The organism is Roseovarius spongiae (assembly GCF_003651245.1).
GTDB lineage: Bacteria > Pseudomonadota > Alphaproteobacteria > Rhodobacterales > Rhodobacteraceae > Roseovarius > Roseovarius spongiae.
The window spans coordinates 176953-197728 of record NZ_RAPE01000002.1 but is presented as its reverse complement, the minus strand read 5'-3'; the positions used below and the strand labels follow the sequence as shown (position 1 = coordinate 197728).

Genomic DNA, 20776 nt, shown 5'->3' with positions numbered 1-20776 from the left:
TAATTTTCTTTCGAATCCGGACATTATTCGCCCGCAGAGTCTCTGAACGCCGCAGTTTTTCGCCCCCCGGGTTCGATGCATTTTCTTCTTGGGAGACACAGTATGGACTTCAACGAGTTGATCGTTCGCTTTGCGTCGACAATCGCGCGGCGCAAGGCGCTTTTCTTCCTGATCTTCATCGTTGTCTTCCTCGGCGCGGTCGGCGGCGCCTATGTCAAGCCGCAGAAGTTCGAATCAAACGCGAAGCTGTTCATCACGCTCCAGACGCCGCGCATCAACAGCACGCATTCCGAAGAGCGCCAGGTCGCCGCGATCCTGCAACCCGAAGAGGTGCTCTCATCGCAGGTCGAATTCATGCAGACCCGCGAGATCACCGAGGAACTGGTGGACACCCTGCCCGAATGGGTCTTCGTCTCCGAGCCCTCGAACAAGTGGTACGTGCGGCTCATCGTCAAGCCGCTGATGGGCGCGTGGGAATTTGTCAAGGGCATGCTGCGCAAGGCCCGGCTGATCGAACCCGAGAATGAGCGCTTCAACCGCATCTCGATGATCGAGAAGAACCTCGACATTTTCCCGGTCCGCAAGGCGATGGTGATCGAGATCGGCTTTACCTCGAAGAATCCCGAAGTTCCGCCGGTGGTCATCAACGAGCTTGTCGCGCTCTACCAGAAACGGGTCGAGGCGCTGCGCGAGAACATCGAGGGCGCGATGCTCTACAGCGCCCGGGCGGAGGAGCTCAGCGCCGAACTCAGGGCCGCCGAACAGGCGCGCACGGACTTCCTGCGCCAGCATGATATCGCGGATTTCGAAACGGAACGGCAGACCCTTCTGGGGCGCATCTCGGTCCAGCGGCTGCGCGCCGACGAGGAGCGGCTGGAGGAACTGATGGCGCTGGAACCCGAATACAACGCCCTCAGCCGCCAGGTGGCGCTGCTGTCGGAATCCTTCCGCATCTATCGCCAGGTCGCCGCCGACCGGCAGACCTTCTTCGAGCGCGACACCAGCGTGATCGCGCAGCTGATCGACCCGCCCAGCGCGATCTACCACCCGCTCAAGCCGGGTCGGCTCGCGCTGGTGCTGATCGGGTTCTTCTTCTCGCTGTTCCTCGCCACGATCGTGGTGCTTGTGACCGAATGGATCGCGCAGGTGCGAGGCCTCTACGGCCGGAAGGAGGTCAAGCCATACCCGCTGACCGAACGGGTCCGGGCGGCCGAATAGCGGAACCGGAGGCGGATGAGCCGGGAAGCGACAACGCGGAGGAGCGGCGATGACTGACGGCGGCGCCTCCTTGGCCGGGCGCGGCGGCAACCCGATCCTGGGGCCGGGATTCGCCGGCCTCTCAGGCTGGGTGCTCGCCGCTTTGCTGCTCGGGGTTTCGGGGCTCTTGGGGATGGCCCTGACCCTTGTCGATCCGGTCAAGATCGGCATTCTCGTCGTCGCGCTGGTCGGCTGCGTGTTTTTCATGCGCATGAGCCTGCACCATCCCGTCGGCACGCTCTGCGCGATCATCTTCGCGCAGGTGACCGTGCCGGTCTATATCCGGCTGCCGATACCGGGCCTGCCCAGCCTGCCGCCGCCCCTGCTGCTGATCGCGGGGCTGAGCGGCGTCCTGCTGTTCCGGCAATTCCTGCACCCGACCCGGGTTCGCACGGGGCGCTACGAACGGTTTCTCTCCACCGCGCTGCTGCTTTATGGCGCGGCGCTTGTCCTGACGCTGCCCGGCAACGAGCATGTCTACGGCGGCTCGGTCAGCATGCTGGTCAAGACCTGGGTGATTCCGACATTCCTGTTCTTCATCCTGCTCTCGACCATCCGGACGCCCGGCCAGCTCGAGCGCGTCCATACCGCCATCCTGATCGCGGCGGTCCTGTCCGGCATGCTGGGCGTCCACGAATTCATCACGCGTGACAATTTCATCGCCACCGCCCTGGCGCCGCGGGTCACCATCGAGGAGGATTTCTTTCTCTGGCTGCTGGCCAACAGCGACAAGTCGCCCCCCTATATCGGCGGCGCGATCTACCGGGTTTACAGCTTCTTCACCCAGCCGCTGGAATACTCCGCCTTCATGGTGATGGCGATGCCCTACCCGGTGCTGAAATTCGTCACCGCCACCACGCCGGGGCAGAGGTTGATCTACGGCGTCGCGGGGCTGATCATCATGGCGGGCTTCGTCGTCTCCTTCTCGCGCGGTCCGACGCTGGCGCTCGTGCTCGTGCTGCTGTTCCTCGCCATCCACGAGCGGCGGGTGCGGCCGTGGCTGCTGGTCGGGTTGGGACTGGCGGTGCTGGCGCTGATCGTCGCGTGGCCCTTCATCGCCGATCAACTGACCGAGCGCGTCTCGGGCAGCAGGAACGTGACGCTGCGCTTTCGGCTGTGGGAGAACGGCATCATCACCTTCCTCGAGAATCCGATCCGGGGCATCGGTTACGGTTCGTACCCCAATTACCACGCGCAATCCATCCACGACCATCAGATCGGGCCGATGTATGAATATCCCTGGCGACACATCGAGAGCGTGACCACGGTCGAGAACATCTACGTCTCGCTCGCCGCGGAAACCGGGCTTCTGGGTCTCGGCGCGTTCTTCCTGCTGCTCGGGGTCTACGCTTACATTTTCCGCAAGGTCATGCGGCTTGGCGATCCGCGCATCCGGCTTCTGGCGCTGACCTCGGCGGGAGCGACGCTTGCGTTCCTGCTGAGCGGCATGACGGTGGCCAACATCATCGGCTACACCATCTCGATCCTGTTCTTCGGCGTCTATATCGCGTCGATCGGCGTGCTGTCGCGGCGCCTGCCGGATCACCCGCACCCATCGCCGGCGGTCCTTGCGCCCTTTGTCAGCACCCGCAGTCCGCGATACCCGCGACCCCGCCCGGCAGACGGGACCGGCTGAATGCTCTTCAATTCCTACAGCTTCTTCTTCCTGTTCCTGCCGGTCGTCTGGATCGCGTATTGCTGGCTGCGACCGCTGGCTAAGGACGCCGGGCCGCTGGTGCTGGTGACGGCCTCGCTGTTCTTCTACGGCTACTGGGACATCCGCTTTGTGCCGCTTTTGCTGCTGTCGATCGGGGTCAACCACCTCATCGCCGGGCGCATGCACGCGAGCGCCCCGGACGCCGCGCAGCGGGCGTGGCTCTGGGCCGGGGTCGTCTTCAACCTCGGGCTGCTGGGGTTCTTCAAATACATGAACTTCTTTTCGGCAATCGCGGAAAGCGTGAGCGGCACGGCGCTGATCGGGTATCACGTCCTGCTGCCGATCGGCATTTCCTTCTTCACCTTCCAGCAGATCACCTATCTCGTGGACATCCGCACACGGGAGGCGCCGCGCTATTCGCTGCTGCACTACACGCTGTTCGTGTCCTTCTTTCCCCAGCTCATCGCCGGCCCCATCGTCCACCACTCCGAGATGATGCCGCAGTTCGACCGCGCGCGCGGCACGGTCTGGACGAGCGTGGCGGCAGGGCTCAGCCTGTTCATCGCGGGGCTGTTCAAGAAGCTGGTGATCGCCGACAACATCGCGCCCTATGTCAGCGCCGTCTTCGCCGCCGCAGACGCCGGCCAGAGCGTGACCTTCGTCGAGACCTGGGCGGCGCTGACCGGTTTCAGCGTGCAGCTCTACTTCGACTTCTCGGGTTATTGCGACATGGCGATCGGGCTGGGGCTGATGTTCGGCATCCGGCTGCCGATCAATTTCGACAGCCCCTACCGGTCGCGCTCCGTGATCGAGTTCTGGCGGCGCTGGCACATCACGCTGGGCCGCTTCATGCGCGCCTATGTCTACAAGCCGCTCGGCGCGAATTCGGGCGGGCTGACGCGGACGCTGGCGAACCTGATGGCGGTGATGCTGATCAGCGGGCTCTGGCACGGCGCGGGCTGGGGCTTCGTGCTCTGGGGGGGGATGATGGGCGTATTCATGTGCTGGAACTACGTCACCGCGCGGTTGCGCCTGGCGCTCGGGCGGGAGGGGCGCGACTGGCTGCCCGCGCCGGTCGCGATCTTCCTGACGTTTGCGGCGCTCACCTTTTCGTGGACGCTGTTCCGGCCGGTGTCGCTTGAGGGCATGGGCGTGATGATGGCGGGCGCGCTCGGGTTCGACGGGCTGAGCCTGCCAGCCGCCTGGGCCGCGTATATGGGCGGGATGGCCGACTTGCTGCGCGCGGCGGGCGCCGATTTCCACGGGCCGGCGCATGTGCCGATCGGCGACTGGGCGCGCGTCGGCGCGCCGATGACGGTGGCGGGCCTCCTCATCATCTTCACCATGCCGAACACCAACCGGATCTTCCTCGTGGCCGCCTCGCCCATGCCGGGCGATCCGCCCGCCGCGCGCATCCCGTGGCGTCCCGGCGCCGCCGCCTTTGCCGCCAGCGCCGCGACCTTCTGTCTTGCGCTGGTCTTCGCCAGCACGATCAGCGAATTCCTCTACTTCCAGTTCTGATGCAGGAGCCGCCCACCCCATACCGTCCGACCCCGCGACAGGAGCGCAACGCCCGGCGCTACCTGGCCGCGCTGGCGCTGTTCATGGCGGTGGCCGGGGTTGTCGTCGCGGCGACCGGCTGGCGGCTCGGGCCGCCGGTGGGGGATCTCACACGGATCAGTGGCCTGTCCGAGCGCGATCACGGCTGGCGCGGCGAGGCGACGGGCTATGTCGAGAACCAATTCACCCCGCTGGGACAGGACGCGCTCATGTCCAACGGGGGCGGGCCGGGCATCGTGGTTTTCGGCGATTCCTTCTCGGCGCCGCAGCCGGGCAACATCAGCTGGCTCAACATCCTGCATGAGCGGACCGGCCACCCCGTGACGCTGGTCGATATCGTCGGCCTGGCGGAAATCCGCGCGTATTTCCAGTCCGAGCAGTTTGCCCAGAATCCGCCCGTCGCCGTCATCATCGAGATGGGCGAGCGCACGGTGTTTCGCCGCGCCAAGCCGCTGTTCGGCGACCCGGACTGCGCCCCGCTCGCGCCGGCGGAGACGATCCCGATGGCGCCGGTAAAGGCGGCGCACCGGAAATGGCGGCAGCGCGACCGCTTCGACAATTTCGACGAACTGATGTCCTGGGGCGCGCTGGCGATCCGGCTGCGTCTCGTCGCCGGGGCGAAGACGCTCGACCTGCCGCTGACGCGCGACGATCTGTTTTCCAGCCGCCGCGCCGACCGCCTGCTGATCTACCGCAGCGACGCCACCCGCCACACCGCCGACGCCATCGCGCCCTGGACCGGCGAGAGCGCCGCCGAGGCCACGATCTGCGCCCTGCGGGAAACGATTCGCGCGGCGCGGGGGCGCGCGCAGGTCTTCGTCACCGTCGCGCCGGACAAGCGCACGATCTATGCCGACTGGACCGCCGCCACGCTGCCTGCGAAGGCCACGGATTTCCTCGGGGCGCTGCCGGGCACGCTGTCCGGGCGCTACATCGACCTTTACACGCCGCTCCACGCCGCCGTGCAAGAGGGGGTGCGCGACGTCTACCTGCCCAACGACACCCATTGGAGCGCGACGGGCCAGGAGATCGTGGCGGGGACGATTCTCGATCGGCTCGCCGGGCGTTGAAAACAGTCTGTTTCCAATGTCTCGGCTCGAATCATTGAGTGTTTTCAAGCAGCCGCGCCTGAACCGCACGACGTTTTAAGTTGACCGAAGGCTGGTTTTTCTGTTAAAAACGTATCTGTTTTTCACTTGTCGTCTTTGTCTTTTGATCGGTTCGCGTCCCGACAATTTCTCGCTTTGTCAGGTCTGATTTATAAATTCTGTCGAGGAAACTGCTTTGAATATCGCCTCTGTCTACATCCCTCGGGGAGCGAGGATCCTTTTCGTTTCCGATGCAACGCTTGCGCTCTGCTACTCGAGTTTGCTGCTGATCGCCGCAGAGACCGGCCGCCGTGCCGCCGGGCCGTGGGCGCCCACGCTTGTCGGCCATGTCGGGACGATGCTGTTCCACGTCGCGCTGATCATGCTCTGCCTCTTCGCGATGGGGCTATACCAGCGGCGCTACATGCGTGGTCGCGCGCTGATCCAGAACATCACCATCGCGGCGGGCATGTCGCTGGTGTTGTGGCTGGTGCTCGACAACCTGATCATGGGGAACCGCACCAGTTTCGTGCGCATCTCCGCGGCGCATTTCGGGCTGTTCGCCCTGATGGGGCTGACGCGGCCGATCGTGTGTTTCTACTGCCGGAACTTCGCGTCCAAACGCCGGCTGGCGCTGGTGGGATCGCCGGCGCTGGCCCAGCATGTCCAGCAGATTACCGACAGCATCACCCCAAGCGAGTTCGTCGTCGTAGCGCATCACCCGATGGATTGCGCCGCGGGGCGCGACGAGATGCCGAAGATGCTGCAATCGCTCCGCGATTCGGCCGAGTATGACGAGATCTACGTCGAGATGGGTTCGGCCGATCTCGATCTGCTGGTCGAAAAGCTGCCCGGCTGCAAGCTGGGCCGCATCTCCCCGCAGACCGCGCCGAGCATCGCGCTCTTCGAGCGTTATGGCAGGTGGATCGAACAGGAGACGGGCGGCCCGCCCGCCCTGCCCTCGCTCAGCGGGACCAACTATCGATTTTTCTGGGTCAAGCGCGTGCTGGAGACGCTGATCGCGGGGTTCGGCGTGTTGCTGGTGCTGCCGGTGATCGTGCTGACGATGATCGCGATCAAGCTCGACGACGGCGGATCGGTCTTCTACCGCCAGACCCGCGTGGGCAAGAACGGGCGGCATTTCTCGGTGCTGAAGTTCCGCTCGATGATCGAGAACGCAGAGACCGACGGCGCGCGATGGGCCAGCGTCGGCGACTGCCGCGTCACCCGGATCGGAGAGTTCCTGCGCAAGTCGCGGATCGATGAGATCCCGCAACTTTTCAACGTGCTCAAGGGCGACATGGCGCTGGTCGGTCCGCGTCCGGAACGCCCCGAATTCGTCGAGCAACTGGCGCGCGACATCCCCGGCTACGAGGGGCGCCACGTGGTGCGCCCCGGCCTGACCGGCTGGGCGCAGATCAGCTATTCCTACGGCTCCTCGCTGGAGGATGCGCGCTGGAAGACGCGCTTTGACTTCTACTACATCAAGAACTGGACGATCTGGCTCGACCTCGCCATCGTTGCCCAGACCGTCCGGGTCGTGCTGCTGGCCGAAGGCTCGCGCTAGGATCGCCGGATGACCGCACAAGCTCTTCTGGTCTCGCGCGCCCGCATTGCGCTCAAGGTGGGGCTGAAACACCTGCTTGCGCCGGTGGGGCTGGTGTTGCGCCACCCGCCGGGGCTGCGGGTGCTGTTCTACCACCGCGTCAACCGCCATCCGTTCCGCGCGCTCGGCCTCGTTTCGCGCGAGATCAGCGTGCCCACACCCGCGTTCGAACGCCAGATGGCGTGGCTGGCGCGCAAGGGCTGGCGCAGCCTGAAACTGGCCGAGGCCGAGGCCATGCTGCGGGGCGACGCGCCGCTCGATCGGAAGGCCGTGCTGATAACCTTCGATGACGGCTATGCAGACAACCTGACAGAAGCCGCGCCGATCCTCGCGCGGCACGGCTTTACCGCCGTGGTCTTTCCGGTGCTGGACATGATCGGCGCCGACAATCGCCGCTGGCCGATGGCCGACCCCGAGGGGCTCGGCGATTTCATGGACGAGTCGCAGCTGCGCGACTGGCTGGCGCGCGGGCACGAGATCGGCTCGCACAGTTGCACTCACCCGATGCTGACCGACCTCGACGACGGCGCCCTGACGCGCGAGCTGCACGAATCGCGGCAAGGGCTGGAGGCTCGGTTCGGGACGGGCGGGGATGCGATCGCCTATCCGGGCGGCGACGTCGATGGGCGCGTGGCCGCCGCCGCGGCCAGGAGCGGCTACGCCCTCGGCTTCACGACGCGCTCGGGACGCAACCCGCCCGGCGCGCCGCTGAACTCGCTTTGCCGCACCGAGGTGTCGGTCTCTGACACCGACCTGATCTTTCGCCTGAAGCTGGCCGGCATGTTCGACTGGCTGGGCGTGCGCGACACGCCCATCTACCGCCGCCTGATGCGCATCGGGCATGACGCGGCCAGCGCGCTTGCCGGTCAACGCCGGGCGACGCAGCGATGACCCCGGCCGCCCGCCCCCGCATCCGTGTCGCGATGCTTGTCACGCGGATGGATATCGGGGGCGTGCCCGATCACGTGATGTCGCTGATCGACGGCTTTTCCGACGATATCCACGTGACGCTGATCTGCGATCACATCCACCCCGCGCATGACGCCGAGGCCCGCGCGCGGGGCGCCGACGTGATCCTGCTTTCGATGCGCCGGATGCCGGGGCTCTTCTCGGACATCCGCACGTTCCTCGCGCTGCGCCGCCTGCTGCGCGGGAGCGATTTCGACATCCTGCACACGCATATGTCCAAGGCGGCGCTGCTCGGCGCGCTGATCGGCGTGTCGACGCCGGGGTTGCGGGTGGTGAACACCGCGCACAACCTCGGCTTCATCGCCATGCCCGCGCGCTGGAAGAAGCTGGTCTTCTGGGTCTATGATCGCATCATCGCCACCATCGGCATCGACGCCACCGTGACGGTGTCGCAAACCGTGGCCGACATCGCCGCGCGCGCGCGGCTGATCCCGCGGGCGCGCCTGCACGTGATCCGCAACGGCATCCGTCTCGCCCCGTTCGACGAGAGGCTGGCCGCGGCCGCGCCCGAGGCCGCCGACCTGCCCGCCGGCGCACCGCTGATCCTGTCGGTCGCGCGGCTGGTCTGGTTCAAGGGGCTCGATACCGCGATCGACGCGATGGCCCTGCTGCGCGAACGCTGCCCCGAGGCGCGGCTGATGCTCGTCGGCGACGGCGAACTGCGCGGGCCGCTTGCCGCGCAGGCGGCGGCGCGCGGGGTCGCCGACCGGGTGATCTTCGCGGGTGAGCGCACCGACGTGCCGGCCCTGCTGAAGGCGGCTGACATCTTCGTACTGCCCTCGGTGTCCGAGGGGCTGCCGATCTCGCTGCTCGAGGCGATGGCCGCGCGCCTGCCCATCGTGGCCACGCGGGTCGGCGGCATCCCCGAACTCGTGCGCGACGGCGTGACCGGCGCACTCGTCGCGCCGGGGGATTCCGCCGGCTTCGCCGCGGCGATTGCCGCCTATCTCGACGATCCCGAGGCAATGCGCGCCGCGGGAAAGGCCGGCCGCGCGCGGCTGATCGCGCAATTCTCGCAGGCCGCGATGGTGGAGCGAACCGAGGCGCTCTACGCCAGCCTGCTTTCGCCCCGCGCCGCACAGGAGCTGCAACATGGCTGACCGCGTCTTCGTGCCCGGTGAGGACGACGCCGCCGTGCTCGGGCTGCGCGCGCGCGTCTGGGGGGCGGATCACCCGCATACCGACCCCGCCTATTTCAAGTGGCTGTTCCGCGACAGCCCCGCCGGAACCGGGACGGGCGTCATCTATGAAAAGGACGGCGCGACGATCGGTTTCGCCGGCATCTGCGCGCGCGAGGCCGTGATGGACGGGCGCAGGTTCCGCATCGCGCACGGGCTGGATTTCATGGTCGACCCCGATGTGTCGGGCGTGCTTTCAGGGCGGGCCGGCGTCAGGATCCTCCAGCGACACGTCCAGGAAGCAGAGAAACAGGGGTTTGACGCCAATCTGAACTATCCCAACGACAACTCGCACCGGATGCTGGTTTCCAAGCGGGTCCGCTACGAACCGGTCCTCGCGCCCGCGCTCTACATACGGCCGATTTCGCCATGGCGCGGGACGGCGGACGGCGCCCCCTCCCTGGCCCGCCGCGTGGCGCTGACGGCGGCGGCGGGCTATGGCCGCCTGCGCGGCATCGGCATTTCGCGCGAGGCGGGGATCGCGGAGATCGACCGGTGCGACGAGCGGTTCGACGCGCTGTGGTCCCGGCTCTGCGCGGACGGACGGCTGCGGTTCTGCCGCGACGCCCGCACGCTTGACTGGCGCTACCGGCAGAACCCGGTCTACCGCTACCGCATCCTGGCGGCCGAGCGCGACGGGGCGCTTGACGGGTATATCGTGACCAGCAAGCGCGAGATCATGGACACCTCCGCCGAACTGGTCTGCGACCTCGCCGTCGCCCATGACGCGCCGGGGACCGCGGCCCGTCTCCTGCGCGCAGCCGCCGGGCGCGCGCGGCGCGACGGGGTTGCGCTTCTCGCCACGCAGGCGCTCTCCGCGGGCCCGACCGCGGCCGCGCTGCGGCGAACGGGGTTCCTGCGCGTGCCCGAGCGGCTCAACCCCAAGCCGTTCCGCATGATCGCAACCGCCTACACCGACGCCGGCAAAGACGCCCTGATCGGCGGCAACTGGTCCTTCGCCTGGGGGGACATGGATGTCGTCTGACCCCGTGGGCCTCACCAATCTTGATTTCCTGCCGCGCTACCGGGAAATCCTGGAAGCCAACCTTCCCGAAGGTTTCACCGAATTCGCGCAGTTCTTCTCGGGGCCGCAGCGGTTGGCGACGCTGGCGGCGATGCTTGCGGCGCATGCCCAGGGGCCGCGGCGGCGGCGCGTGCTGAACGTGGGCAGCGGCCCCTTCGCCACCGAGATATTCGTCGCCGCCCTGCAGGATCAGGATATCCTCGCGCTGGATTACACCCCGGAATTCGCGCCGTTCCATTCGCTCCTCGCGCAAGAGGGGCGCTTGGCGACGACCAGCTTTCGGCAGGCCGACATCCTCACCGCCGATTTCGACGGGCCGCCCTTCGATCTCGTGATCCTCCACGACATCCTTTACGAACCCGCCCTCGATCTCGAGGCGGTGGTGACGAAACTGGCCCCGGTGATAGCGCCCGGCGGGCTGCTCTATATCGATTTCGTCAATGCGCGGACGCGCTGGCTGTGGCGCGCCCTGGGCAAATCCGACCGGTTCCGCCGCTACGATCCCCGCCGGGTGCGCCGGTTCATGCAGGAAGGCGGCTTTGACATAATCGACTGGCGGCCCACCCACCACGCCGGCAGCAGGGCGGTGCAGACCTTTCATCGCACGCTCTGGGCGCTGTTCCGCGCCTCCAACAACTACGCCTTCCTGGCCCGCGCCAAGGGCGGCGAACGATGAGCGAGCATGTCTCGGTCGTCATCCCGAACTGGAACGGGGAACGCTGGTTGCCGACCTGCCTGAACAGCCTCCGGCGGCAGAGCTACGGGGATTTCCGCGTTTACGTGGTCGACAACGGTTCGACGGACGGATCGGTCGCGCTGATGCGGCGCGACTACCCCGAGGTCGAGATCGTGGAGAGCGCGGAGAATCTCGGCTTCGCCGGCGGCATGAATCTCGGCTTCGAAGCGGCGCGCGGCGATCTGCTGGTGGCGCTCAACAACGATGTCGAGACGGATCCCGAATGGCTCGCGACGCTGGTCGCCGCGATGGAGGCCGCGCCCGGCATCGGGCTTGCCGCGTCGCAACTGATGGACTTCGCGGATCGCGAGGTGATCGACTCGCTGGGGGACTGGTTCAACCCCCTGGGCCTGTCGCGCAAGGTCGGCGCGGGGCAGAGGGCGGGCGAACTCGGCGAGCGTCCGGTTCCGATCCAGACGCCCTGTGGCGCCGCCTCGGTCTATCGCCGCGAGCTGCTGGACGAGATCGGCGCCTTCGATGAGGATTTCTTCGCCTACATGGAGGATGTCGATCTCGGGCTGCGCGCGCTCTTTGCGGGCCATGACTGCGTCTTCGTTCCGGGCGCGCGGGTGTATCACATCGGTAGCGCCACCTCGGGTGGGAGCGCGTCGGCCTTCACGATCCGCCAGACCGTGTGCAACACCTACCAGGTGACGTTGAAAAACCTGCCGCTGCCGCTGCTGCCGGTCTGGATCGTGACGACCCTCGGGGTGCATGTCGGCGCGCTGCTGCTGTCCTTCCTGCCGATTGCGCCCCGCTGGCTGTCGCGGAACCGCGCGGCCGTGCTGCGGGGGCTGGGAGCGGCGCTGCGACAGGCGCCCGAAAGCCTGCGAAAACGGCGCGATATGCGCAATTTGCGCCGCCGCGGCTCTGGCGCGTTTCTGCGCAGCATCCAGCAAAGCATGGCGTTCAATCGCAACATCCGCGGGGACCGAGGGCAAACTGCTCTGGCGAAAAACCGGAACCCGGTGTAGTCTGTCCGCATTAAGATTGCATCAAGCAATCGGTGAAATAACAAGAATACGAAGGCACGAGGTAGAGCGCAGTGGCGAATTTGGAAGTTTCCAGTAAGCGAACCCTGAGTTGCCGAGAAGGCAACCGGCTGAAATCAGGCGAAGTTCCGGCATATGGCAGGGAAACGGCTCGCGACGGGAAATGGAGCCGGCGCAGGAGCCTGGCGTTCATCGTCACCGTCAGCGTCGCCTTTTGGGCCGCTCTCGCCTATTTCATCTGGGGCTGAGCGGCTGATCAGTTGCCGAGGTCTATCCGGGTCGTATGGCCCGGAAGGTATTTTTGCGCGCCGAGATAAGCCGCGCCGAAGATTGCAAGCGCGACGATAAGGCGAACGCTGTCCGGCCACCCCGACGACAGCAGATAGAACAGCGCCGCCAGCAGGGATGCGCCCAGCGGGGCCATCACGCTCCGGCGAAGGCCCCTCATGCCGATATAGACCGCCATGATAAATCCGGTCGACAGCACCGCCGCCAGCGCCATGAAGACCGTGAAGCTCAGCGCCGCCCCGGTCAGCCCATAGCGCGACTGCAAGACGCCGTTGAGCCCCAGTTGCAGCACCGCCAGCGCAACCAGCAGCGCCAGCGGTCCGCGCTGGCGCGACGCGCCGAACAGGAAGAACGTGTTGAAAACGAAGATGCAGGCCACCGGGTAGCCGAAGAACAGCAACCGCAGCACGCGGTCGATGCCGACAAACCCCGGTTCGGGCAGGATCAACGGCACGACCGGAGTCAGCAGGAACGCCACGATCGCCGACCCGATGGCCAGCGCCGCGAGGACCTCGAACGCCGAGAAATAGAGCCTTCCCAGCGTTTCGCGGCCCTGCGCGTGCGCCTTGGCGAAACGCGGCGCCATCACCCCGCCCAGGGCCAAAGGCAGCAGCATCCCGGCCTCGACGATCTTGACCGCCATGCCGAAAAGCCCGAGTTCGACCGGCGTGCCGAAATAGCCGAAGACCAGGAATTCCGTCTTGATCGCCAGCAGGATGATCAGTGCGGAGATGAGGTAGGGCAGCGACGCCGGCAGGCTGCGCAGGATTGCGCGCGGGGCCGGCGCGGGGCGAAAGCGCAGCCCGAGCCGGCGCAGCTCCGCCGCGAGGATCGCGCCGTAAAGCAGGTAGGTAAATGCAAAGATCAGCGAGATCGCAACCGCCCCCCCGCCCGCCAGCAGGATCACCCCGCCAAGCGCGAACTGCGCCACCGCCAGCGCGACATGCGCCGTCGAGATCACCGTGAACCGGTGATACGCCTGCACCACGTTCTCAAGCAGCATCGCGGGCGAGGTGAAGAACAGCCCGAGCGCCGAGAATACCGCGATCAGCGTGTACACCAACGGCTGCTCCAACGTCAGCACCCACAGGCAATAAAGCGCGTAGACCAGCGCCGCCGCCGCCATCTTGTAGGGCAAGAGCCGCGCGAGGAACTCCTGCGCCCTGCCGGGATCGCGTGAAATCTCGCGCATGGCGTGGCGCGACAGTCCGAGGTCGATGACGATATCGAGCGTGACGATGATCGTCAGGACGTAGTTCAGCACCCCGAACTCGTCTGTTGGCAGGCTCCGGGCGAGCACCAGGAAATAGATGAAATTGAGCGCCCGCGCCCCCAGTTGCGCCGAGAAGTACACCGCGCTGTCGCGCAACACGAGCCGGTTGGCGCCGCCGCTCCGCCCCTGCTCAGACATGCCTGGCCGCCGCCCTGTCGCGGGTCTCGCGCAGGATGCGCAGCATCTCGGGCGCGGTGTGTTGCAGCGAATATCGCGCCACGGCGCGGTCGCGCCCGCCCGCCGCGAGGCGCGCGCGCAGAGCGTCGTCCCCGATCAGCCGGTCCAGCGCGCCGAACCAGTCATCGGGGCTGTCGGCGAAAAGCCCCGACTCGCCCTCCTCGATGATCTCCCTATTGGCGCCGACCGGGCTGCCGACCGCCGCGACGCCGCTGCTCATGTACTGGATCAGCTTGAAGCCGCATTTGCCGCGGGTTTCCTCGTCGTCGGTCAGCGGCATGATCCCGATGTCGAACTCCGCGATGTCCTGCGGTTCGCGGTCGAGCGACCAGTCGCGGAACTCGATCGGCAATCCCTCCGCGTCAAACGGCGCGCAGCCAATGAAGACCATGCGCAAACGCGGATGCGCGCCGGCCAGCCTGCGGAAGACCGGCATCAAATCGGCCACGTAATGCGACCCGCGCGGCGTGCCGATCCAGCCCAGCGTCACCGCGCCCCCCTTGCGGGGGCGGGGCGCATAGACCTCGTGGTTCACCACCGTGGGCAGGACCTCGATCACGCCGCTTGCGGTGCGCGCCGCGTAATCGGCGAGGTAGCGGCTCCCTGCGATCACGGTGTCCGCGCGGCCGATCACCTTGCCGGTCTTCGTCCAGTCGCGCAGCCGGTCGATGGGGTTGCTGTATGCCAGCGAGGGCGTGTAGATCGCGTCGTCGAAATCAAAGACCAGCGCCCGCCCCCGGCGCGCCAGCGCGTTCTCGACAAAGGGCGGCCCCAGCGCAAAGGCTTCGCGCAGCACGAAAACCACGTCATGCGCCCCAGCCTGCCACACGTCGCGCAGCCGCCGCCCGAGCCCGCCCAGCGTCAGCGCCATCTTCCGCGCCAGGTTGCCGTCGCGGTAAAGCTCGTTCACCTGCGCCGAACTGACGAAGGGGCGGATCGTGCATTCCACGCCGGCGGCCTCGAGATAGGGAATGTACTGGTAGACGCGGAATCGGCTCGACGGTCCCTCGACGGGATGGGGAATCACGAAAAGAACACGCATCTCTGATCCGTTCTCAAATCCCGGGTCACGATCTACGCGGCTCGGTTCGGGTGCGGCGACAATGCTCCACCCTAGCCTATCCGCCTGACAAACCCCAAATGTTTTCGCGATCCGGGATCCAACGCCTGCGCAAAAAAAGACCCCCGGCCGCTTGCGCAGCCGGGGGCCGTCATATTTCGCCACGGGGCTTGACCCGGGGCCATGCAGGGCGAAGGTCACCCCACCAACCGATCAGAGACCGGTGCTCACGTCGATCGTGTTGCCCTCTTCGAGCGTGACATAGGCCTTCTTCACATCGTTGCGCCGGCCGGGGCGACCGCGGAAACGCTTGACCTTGCCCTTGGTGATGGTGGTGTTGACCGCCTTCACCTTCACGCCGAAGAGCGCCTCGACCGCCTCCTTGATCTGCGGCTTGTTGCTGCCGATCGCGACCTCGAAGACGACCGCGCCGTGCTCGGACGACATGGTGGCTTTTTCGGTGACGACCGGCTTGCGGATCACGTCGTAATGTTCTGCTTTCGCGCTCATTTCAACCGAGCCTCCAGTGCTTCGACACCCGCCTTGGTCAGCACGAGCGTGTCGCGCTTGAGGATGTCGTATACGTTCGCGCCCATGCTGGGCAGGACGTCCAGGCCGTCGATATTGGCCGCGGCGCGGGCGAAATCGGCGTTGACCTCGGTCCCGTCGATCACCAGCGCGCGCTTCCAGCCCAGGTCGCGGACCTGGCGCGCCAGCGCGGCGGTCTTGCCGTCGGATGCAGTGCTGTCGATCACCACCAATTCGCCGGCCTTGGCCTTGGCGCTCAGCGCCAGCTTCAGGCCCAGCTTGCGCACCTTCTTGGGCAGGTCATGCGCATGGCTGCGCGGGACCGGCCCCTTGTAGATGCCGCCCTTGCGGAAGATCGGGGCCGAGCGCGCGCCGTGGCGTGCGCCGCCGGTGCCCTTCTGGCGGTAGATCTTCTTGGTCGAGTAGCTGACCTCCGAGCGGGTCTTGACCTTGTGCGTGCCGGCCTGCGCCTTGTTGCGCTGCCAGCGGACGACGCGGTGCAGGATGTCCGCGCGCGGTTCCAGGTCGAAGATGTCCTCGCCCAGGTCGACCGAGCCGGCCTTGCTGCCGTCCAGTTTGATAACGTCGAGTTTCATGTCACTCGCTGTCCTTCTTGTCTTCGCCATCCTCATCGGCCTGGTCGGATTCGATGTCGGCTTCGGCGGCTTTCAGCTGTTCGGCCTCTTGTGCGGCCTGTTCCTCGGCCAGACGCTGCGCCTCGGCCTCAGCTTCCGCGGCGGCCGCGGCTGCGGCTTCCTCGGCGGCCTTTTCGGCGGCGGCGGCGGCGGATTTCAGCGCCGCGGGCAGGATCGCGCTCTCGGGAAACGGCTTCTTGACCGCGTCCTTCACCGTGACCCAGCCGCCCTTGGAGCCGGGAACCGCGCCCTTGACCATGATCAGGCCGCGGGCCGCGTCGGTCTTCACCACCTGCAGGTTCTGCGTGGTGATCCGGGCGGCGCCCATGTGACCGGCCATCTTCTTGCCCTTGAACACCTTGCCCGGGTCCTGGCACTGGCCGGTGGAACCGTGCGAGCGGTGCGAGATCGAAACGCCGTGGGTCATTTCCAGACCCTTGAAGTTGTGACGCTTCATCGCACCGGCAAAGCCCTTGCCGATCGAGGTGCCGCACACGTCGACGAACTGCCCCTCGAAGTAATGGTTGGCGGTGATCTCCTCGCCGACGTCGATCATCGCCTCGGGCGCGACGCGGAATTCCGCGATCTTGCGCTTGGGCTCGACCTTGGCGGCGGCGAAATGGCCGCGCATCGCCTTCGACGTGCGCTTCGCCTTGGCCGTCCCGGCGCCGAGCTGCACGGCCGAATAGCCATGCGTGTCCGGCGTGCGCTGGGCCACGACCTGGAGCTTGTCCAGTTGCAGCACCGTCACGGGCACCTGCTTGCCATCTTCCATGAACAGCCGGGTCATCCCGACCTTCTTTGCGATAATACCAGAGCGCAACATGTGATATGCCCTCCTTATACCGAAATCTGCACGTCGACGCCCGCGGCGAGGTCGAGCTTCATCAGCGCGTCCACGGTCTGCGGCGTCGGGTCGACGATGTCGAGCAGACGCTTGTGGGTGCGGATTTCCCACTGGTCGCGCGACTTCTTGTTCACGTGGGGACCACGCAGAACGGTGAATTTCTCGATCTTGTTGGGCAGCGGAATCGGCCCGCGCACATCGGCGCCGGTGCGTTTCGCGGTGTTGACGATCTCCTGGGTGGAGGCGTCAAGCACGCGGTAGTCGAACGCCTTGAGGCGGATGCGGATGTTCTGGCTGGCTATGGCCATTTGTCAAATCCCTTGTCAGGGTTGAAGCGGAGAGGAAGAGCGGCGGAATTGCCGCCCTTCGTCGCGCCCGAATCTCGTCATGCAGGGCGGGTTTCAAACCCACCTTACCCTTGTCGGCGCCCGGCATGGCTACCGGGCGCTGCGCGGGCGTTTGGCGCCGCGGACGGCGCCAAGCCACCCTTTACTCGATGATCTTCGCGACCACGCCGGCGCCGACGGTGCGGCCGCCTTCGCGGATGGCGAAGCGAAGGCCGTCTTCCATCGCGATCGGCGCGATCAGTTCGACCTCGAACTTCAGGTTGTCGCCCGGCATCACCATCTCCGTGCCCTCGGGCAGCGTCACCGTCCCGGTCACGTCCGTCGTGCGGAAGTAGAACTGCGGACGGTAGTTGGCGAAGAACGGCGTGTGACGGCCGCCCTCGTCCTTGGTCAGGATGTAGGCTTCGGCCTCGAACTTCGTGTGCGGCGTCACCGAGCCCGGCTTGCAGAGAACCTGCCCGCGCTCAACGCCGTCGCGGTCGATGCCGCGCAGCAGCGCGCCGATGTTGTCGCCCGCTTCACCACGGTCCAGCAGCTTGCGGAACATCTCCACACCCGTGCAGGTCGTCTTCTTGGTGTCGCGGATGCCCACGATCTCGATCTCGTCGCCCACGTTGATCACGCCGCGCTCCACACGACCGGTCACCACGGTGCCGCGGCCCGAGATCGAGAACACGTCCTCGACCGGCATCAGGAACGGCTGATCCACGGCGCGCGCCGGGGTCGGGATGTATTCGTCCACCGCTTCCATCAGCGCGCGGATCGAGTTCTCGCCGATCTCGGGGGTCTCGCCGTTCATCGCCGCCAGAGCCGAGCCGCGGATCACCGGCACGTCGTCGCCGGGGAACTCGTAGGAGCTGAGCAGCTCGCGGATCTCCATCTCGACCAGTTCGAGCAGTTCCTCGTCATCCACCTGGTCGACCTTGTTCATGTAGACCACGATGTAGGGGATGCCCACCTGGCGGCCGAGCAGGATGTGCTCGCGCGTCTGCGGCATCGGGCCGTCGGCGGCGTTCACCACCAGGATCGCGCCGTCCATCTGCGCCGCGCCGGTGATCATGTTCTTCACGTAGTCGGCGTGGCCGGGGCAGTCCACATGCGCGTAGTGGCGGTTGTCGGTCTCGTATTCGACATGCGCGGTGCTGATCGTGATCCCGCGGGCCTTCTCCTCGGGCGCGCCGTCGATCTGGTCATAGGCGCGGAAGTCGCCGAAATACTTGGTGATCGCCGCCGTCAGCGTCGTCTTGCCGTGGTCAACGTGACCGATCGTGCCGATGTTCACGTGCGGCTTGCTGCGGTCGAACTTTTCCTTTGCCATGATGGCCTCCTGTCTTCTTCTCTGGGTGGCGGGCTCGCGCCCACCCTACGGGTTGTGGGTAGGGTGGGCATGAGCCCACCACCCGGGTTAGGCGTACTTGGCCTGGATCTCTTCGGAGATGTTCTGCGGCACCGGTTCGTAATGCGAGAACTGCATCGTGAACTGGGCGCGCCCCGAAGACATGGACCGCAACGTGTTGATATAACCGAACATGTTGGCCAGCGGCACGTTGCAGTCGATCGCGATGGCGTTGCCGCGCGGCTCCTGCCCCGAAACCTGGCCCCGGCGCGACGTCAGATCGCCGATGATGCCGCCGGTATATTCCTCCGGCGTGATCACCTCGACCTTCATGATCGGCTCGAGGAGCTTGGCGCCGGCCTTGCGCAGACCTTCGCGCATCCCCATCCGCGCGGCGATTTCGAAGGCCATGACGCTGGAGTCCACATCGTGGAACTTGCCGTCGACCAGCGCCACCTTGAAGTCGATCACCGGGAAGCCGGCCAGCGGACCGGAGTCCATGACTGAACGAATCCCCTTCTCGACGCCCGGAATGTATTCCTTGGGCACCGCGCCGCCGACGATGCGGCTCTCGAAGGAGAAGCCTTCGCCCGGCTCGGTCGGCGAGATGATCATCTTCACCTCGGCAAACTGACCCGACCCACCCGACTGTTTCTTGTGGGTGTAGGTGTGCTCGATCTCGTGGCTGATGGTTTCGCGGTAGGCCACCTGCGGCGCGCCGATATTGGCGTCGACCTTGAATTCGCGTTTCAGGCGATCGACGAGTATGTCGAGGTGAAGCTCGCCCATGCCCTTCATGATCGTCTGACCCGATTCCTGGTCGGTTTCCACGCGGAAGGACGGGTCCTCGGCGGCGAGCCGCGCGAGACCGGCCGACATCTTCTCCTGGTCGCCCTTGGTCTTGGGCTCGACCGCGATCTCGATCACCGGATCCGGGAAGGTCATCGTTTCCAGCACCACCTGGTCCTTCACGTCCGAGAGCGTGTCGCCCGTGGTCGTGTCCTTGAGACCGGCAAGCGCGATGATGTCGCCGGCGAAGGCCTCTTCGATCTCTTCGCGCTGGATCGAGTGCATCATCATCATGCGGCCGATGCGCTCTTTCTTGCCCTTGGTCGTGTTCTGGACCGTGTCGCCCTTCTTGAGCACGCCGGAATAGATCCGCGTGAAGGTGAGCGAGCCGACGAACGGGTCGTTCATGATCTTGAACGCCAGGCCCGAGAAGGGCAGCGAATCGTCCGCGCGGCGCGCGATGTTGCGCGTTTCGGTCTCGTCATCGGGGGCGAAGCCCATGTAGTCGACGACGTCCTTGGGGCTGGGCAGGTAGTCGACAACCGCGTTCAGAAGCGGCTGCACGCCCTTGTTCTTGAACGCGGAACCGCAGAGGATCGGAACGAAGCTGAGCGACAGCGTGCCCTTGCGGATCAGGTCGTGAAGCGTGTCGACGTCGGGCTCTTCGCCTTCGAGATAGGCCTCCATCGCGGCGTCGTCCATCTCGACCGCGTTCTCGATCAGCTTCGCGCGCCACTCCTCGGCGGTCGCCTTCAGGCTGTCACGGATCGGGCCGCGGGTCCAGTTGGCGCCGAGATCCTCGCCCTTCCAGACCCATTCCTCCATCGTGACGAGATCGACGATGCCCTCGAGCTCGTTCTCGGAGCCGATCGGGATCTGGATCGGCGCGGGCGTCGCGCCCGTGCGGTCCTTGATCATCTTCACGCAGTTGAAGAAATCGGCGCCGATCTTGTCCATCTTGTTGACGAAGACGATGCGCGGCACCTTGTAGCGGTCGGCCTGACGCCAGACCGTTTCGGTCTGCGGCTCGACACCGGCGTTGGCGTCCAGCACGGCGACGGCGCCGTCGAGCACGGCGAGGCTACGCTCGACCTCGATGGTGAAGTCGACGTGGCCGGGCGTGTCGATGATGTTCATGCGGAACTTGGTTTCCGACGTGCCATCCTTGGTCGGGTCTTCCTGGCGCTGCCAGAAGGTGGTGGTCGCAGCCGAGGTGATCGTGATGCCACGCTCCTGCTCCTGCTCCATCCAATCCATTGTCGAGGCGCCTTCGTGGGTCTCGCCCATGGCGTGGTTCTTGCCCGTGTAGAACAGGATCCGTTCGCTGCAGGTGGTCTTGCCTGCATCGATATGGGCCATGATGCCGAAGTTGCGGTAGCGTTCGAGAGCGTAGTCGCGTGCCATGGGGCTGCTTCCTCAGAGTATCTGT

At 66.0% G+C, this 20776-nt stretch carries 18 protein-coding genes; 10 read left to right on the top strand and 8 right to left on the bottom strand.

What is annotated here, in order from left to right; translation table 11 throughout:
- The first annotated feature begins 102 nt into the window (after positions 1-102).
- The 10 genes from D6850_RS07685 to D6850_RS07640 all read left to right on the top strand — a co-directional run bounded on the left by D6850_RS07685 (position 103) and on the right by D6850_RS07640 (position 12049).
- On the top strand, positions 103-1218 hold the full coding sequence (locus D6850_RS07685; protein ID WP_166434018.1) for a GumC domain-containing protein: 1116 nt from the start codon (positions 103-105) through the stop codon (positions 1216-1218).
- A gap of 49 nt (positions 1219-1267) precedes the next feature.
- Positions 1268-2893 carry an O-antigen ligase family protein gene (locus D6850_RS07680; RefSeq protein WP_121165537.1) on the top strand — a complete coding sequence of 542 codons (1626 nt, stop codon included), beginning with the start codon at positions 1268-1270 and terminating at the stop codon, positions 2891-2893.
- Entirely contained in the window at positions 2894-4435 is a 1542-nt protein-coding gene (locus D6850_RS07675) for an MBOAT family O-acyltransferase (protein WP_121165535.1), read from the top strand. It abuts the gene before it with no gap.
- On the top strand, positions 4435-5544 hold the full coding sequence (locus tag D6850_RS07670) for an alginate O-acetyltransferase AlgX-related protein (protein WP_121165533.1): 1110 nt from the start codon (positions 4435-4437) through the stop codon (positions 5542-5544). Before D6850_RS07675 ends, D6850_RS07670 begins: the two co-directional genes overlap by 1 nt.
- Positions 5545-5758: 214 nt before the next feature.
- Positions 5759-7129 (top strand): exopolysaccharide biosynthesis polyprenyl glycosylphosphotransferase, encoded by a 1371-nt coding sequence (locus tag D6850_RS07665; protein WP_147438875.1) that lies wholly within the window; start codon positions 5759-5761, stop codon positions 7127-7129.
- 9 nt (positions 7130-7138) lie between these two features.
- Positions 7139-8059, top strand: a complete 921-nt coding sequence (locus D6850_RS07660; RefSeq protein WP_121165529.1) for a polysaccharide deacetylase family protein — start codon at positions 7139-7141, stop codon at positions 8057-8059.
- The gene (locus D6850_RS07655; protein ID WP_121165527.1) at positions 8056-9237 is read left to right on the top strand and encodes a glycosyltransferase; all 1182 of its coding nucleotides are present in this window, start codon (positions 8056-8058) and stop codon (positions 9235-9237) included. The genes D6850_RS07660 and D6850_RS07655 overlap by 4 nt, the downstream gene beginning before the upstream one ends.
- Entirely contained in the window at positions 9230-10300 is a 1071-nt protein-coding gene (locus D6850_RS07650) for a hypothetical protein (protein WP_121165525.1), read from the top strand. Before D6850_RS07655 ends, D6850_RS07650 begins: the two co-directional genes overlap by 8 nt.
- Entirely contained in the window at positions 10290-11015 is a 726-nt protein-coding gene (locus D6850_RS07645) for a class I SAM-dependent methyltransferase (protein ID WP_121165523.1), read from the top strand. Before D6850_RS07650 ends, D6850_RS07645 begins: the two co-directional genes overlap by 11 nt.
- Entirely contained in the window at positions 11012-12049 is a 1038-nt protein-coding gene (locus D6850_RS07640; RefSeq protein ID WP_121165521.1) for a glycosyltransferase family 2 protein, read from the top strand. The genes D6850_RS07645 and D6850_RS07640 overlap by 4 nt, the downstream gene beginning before the upstream one ends.
- A 274-nt stretch (positions 12050-12323) precedes the next feature.
- Here the strand turns inward: D6850_RS07640 and D6850_RS07635 are convergent, their stop codons facing one another.
- The 8 genes from D6850_RS07635 to fusA all read right to left on the bottom strand — a co-directional run bounded on the left by D6850_RS07635 (position 12324) and on the right by fusA (position 20751).
- Positions 12324-13766 carry an oligosaccharide flippase family protein gene (locus D6850_RS07635; RefSeq protein ID WP_121165519.1) on the bottom strand — a complete coding sequence of 481 codons (1443 nt, stop codon included), beginning with the start codon at positions 13764-13766 and terminating at the stop codon, positions 12324-12326.
- Positions 13759-14847 carry a glycosyltransferase family 4 protein gene (locus D6850_RS07630; protein ID WP_121165517.1) on the bottom strand — a complete coding sequence of 363 codons (1089 nt, stop codon included), beginning with the start codon at positions 14845-14847 and terminating at the stop codon, positions 13759-13761. The genes D6850_RS07635 and D6850_RS07630 overlap by 8 nt, the downstream gene beginning before the upstream one ends.
- Positions 14848-15078: 231 nt before the next feature.
- Positions 15079-15375, bottom strand: coding sequence for a 50S ribosomal protein L23 (locus D6850_RS07625; protein ID WP_121165515.1), 297 nt, complete (start codon positions 15373-15375; stop codon positions 15079-15081).
- Positions 15372-15989, bottom strand: coding sequence for a 50S ribosomal protein L4 (gene rplD / locus D6850_RS07620; protein WP_121165513.1), 618 nt, complete (start codon positions 15987-15989; stop codon positions 15372-15374). The genes D6850_RS07625 and rplD overlap by 4 nt, the downstream gene beginning before the upstream one ends.
- A 1-nt stretch (position 15990) precedes the next feature.
- Positions 15991-16854 (bottom strand): 50S ribosomal protein L3, encoded by an 864-nt coding sequence (rplC, locus tag D6850_RS07615; protein ID WP_121165511.1) that lies wholly within the window; start codon positions 16852-16854, stop codon positions 15991-15993.
- A 14-nt stretch (positions 16855-16868) separates the two neighbouring features.
- Complete coding sequence (gene rpsJ / locus D6850_RS07610; protein ID WP_121166834.1) at positions 16869-17177, bottom strand: 30S ribosomal protein S10; 309 nt, start codon at positions 17175-17177, stop codon at positions 16869-16871.
- Between the two features lie 187 nt (positions 17178-17364).
- A complete protein-coding gene (gene tuf / locus D6850_RS07605) occupies positions 17365-18540 on the bottom strand; it encodes an elongation factor Tu (RefSeq protein ID WP_121165485.1) in 1176 nt (391 codons plus the stop codon).
- Positions 18541-18627: 87 nt separating this feature from the next.
- Positions 18628-20751, bottom strand: a complete 2124-nt coding sequence (gene fusA, locus D6850_RS07600) for an elongation factor G (protein WP_121165509.1) — start codon at positions 20749-20751, stop codon at positions 18628-18630.
- Positions 20752-20776 lie beyond the last annotated feature (25 nt).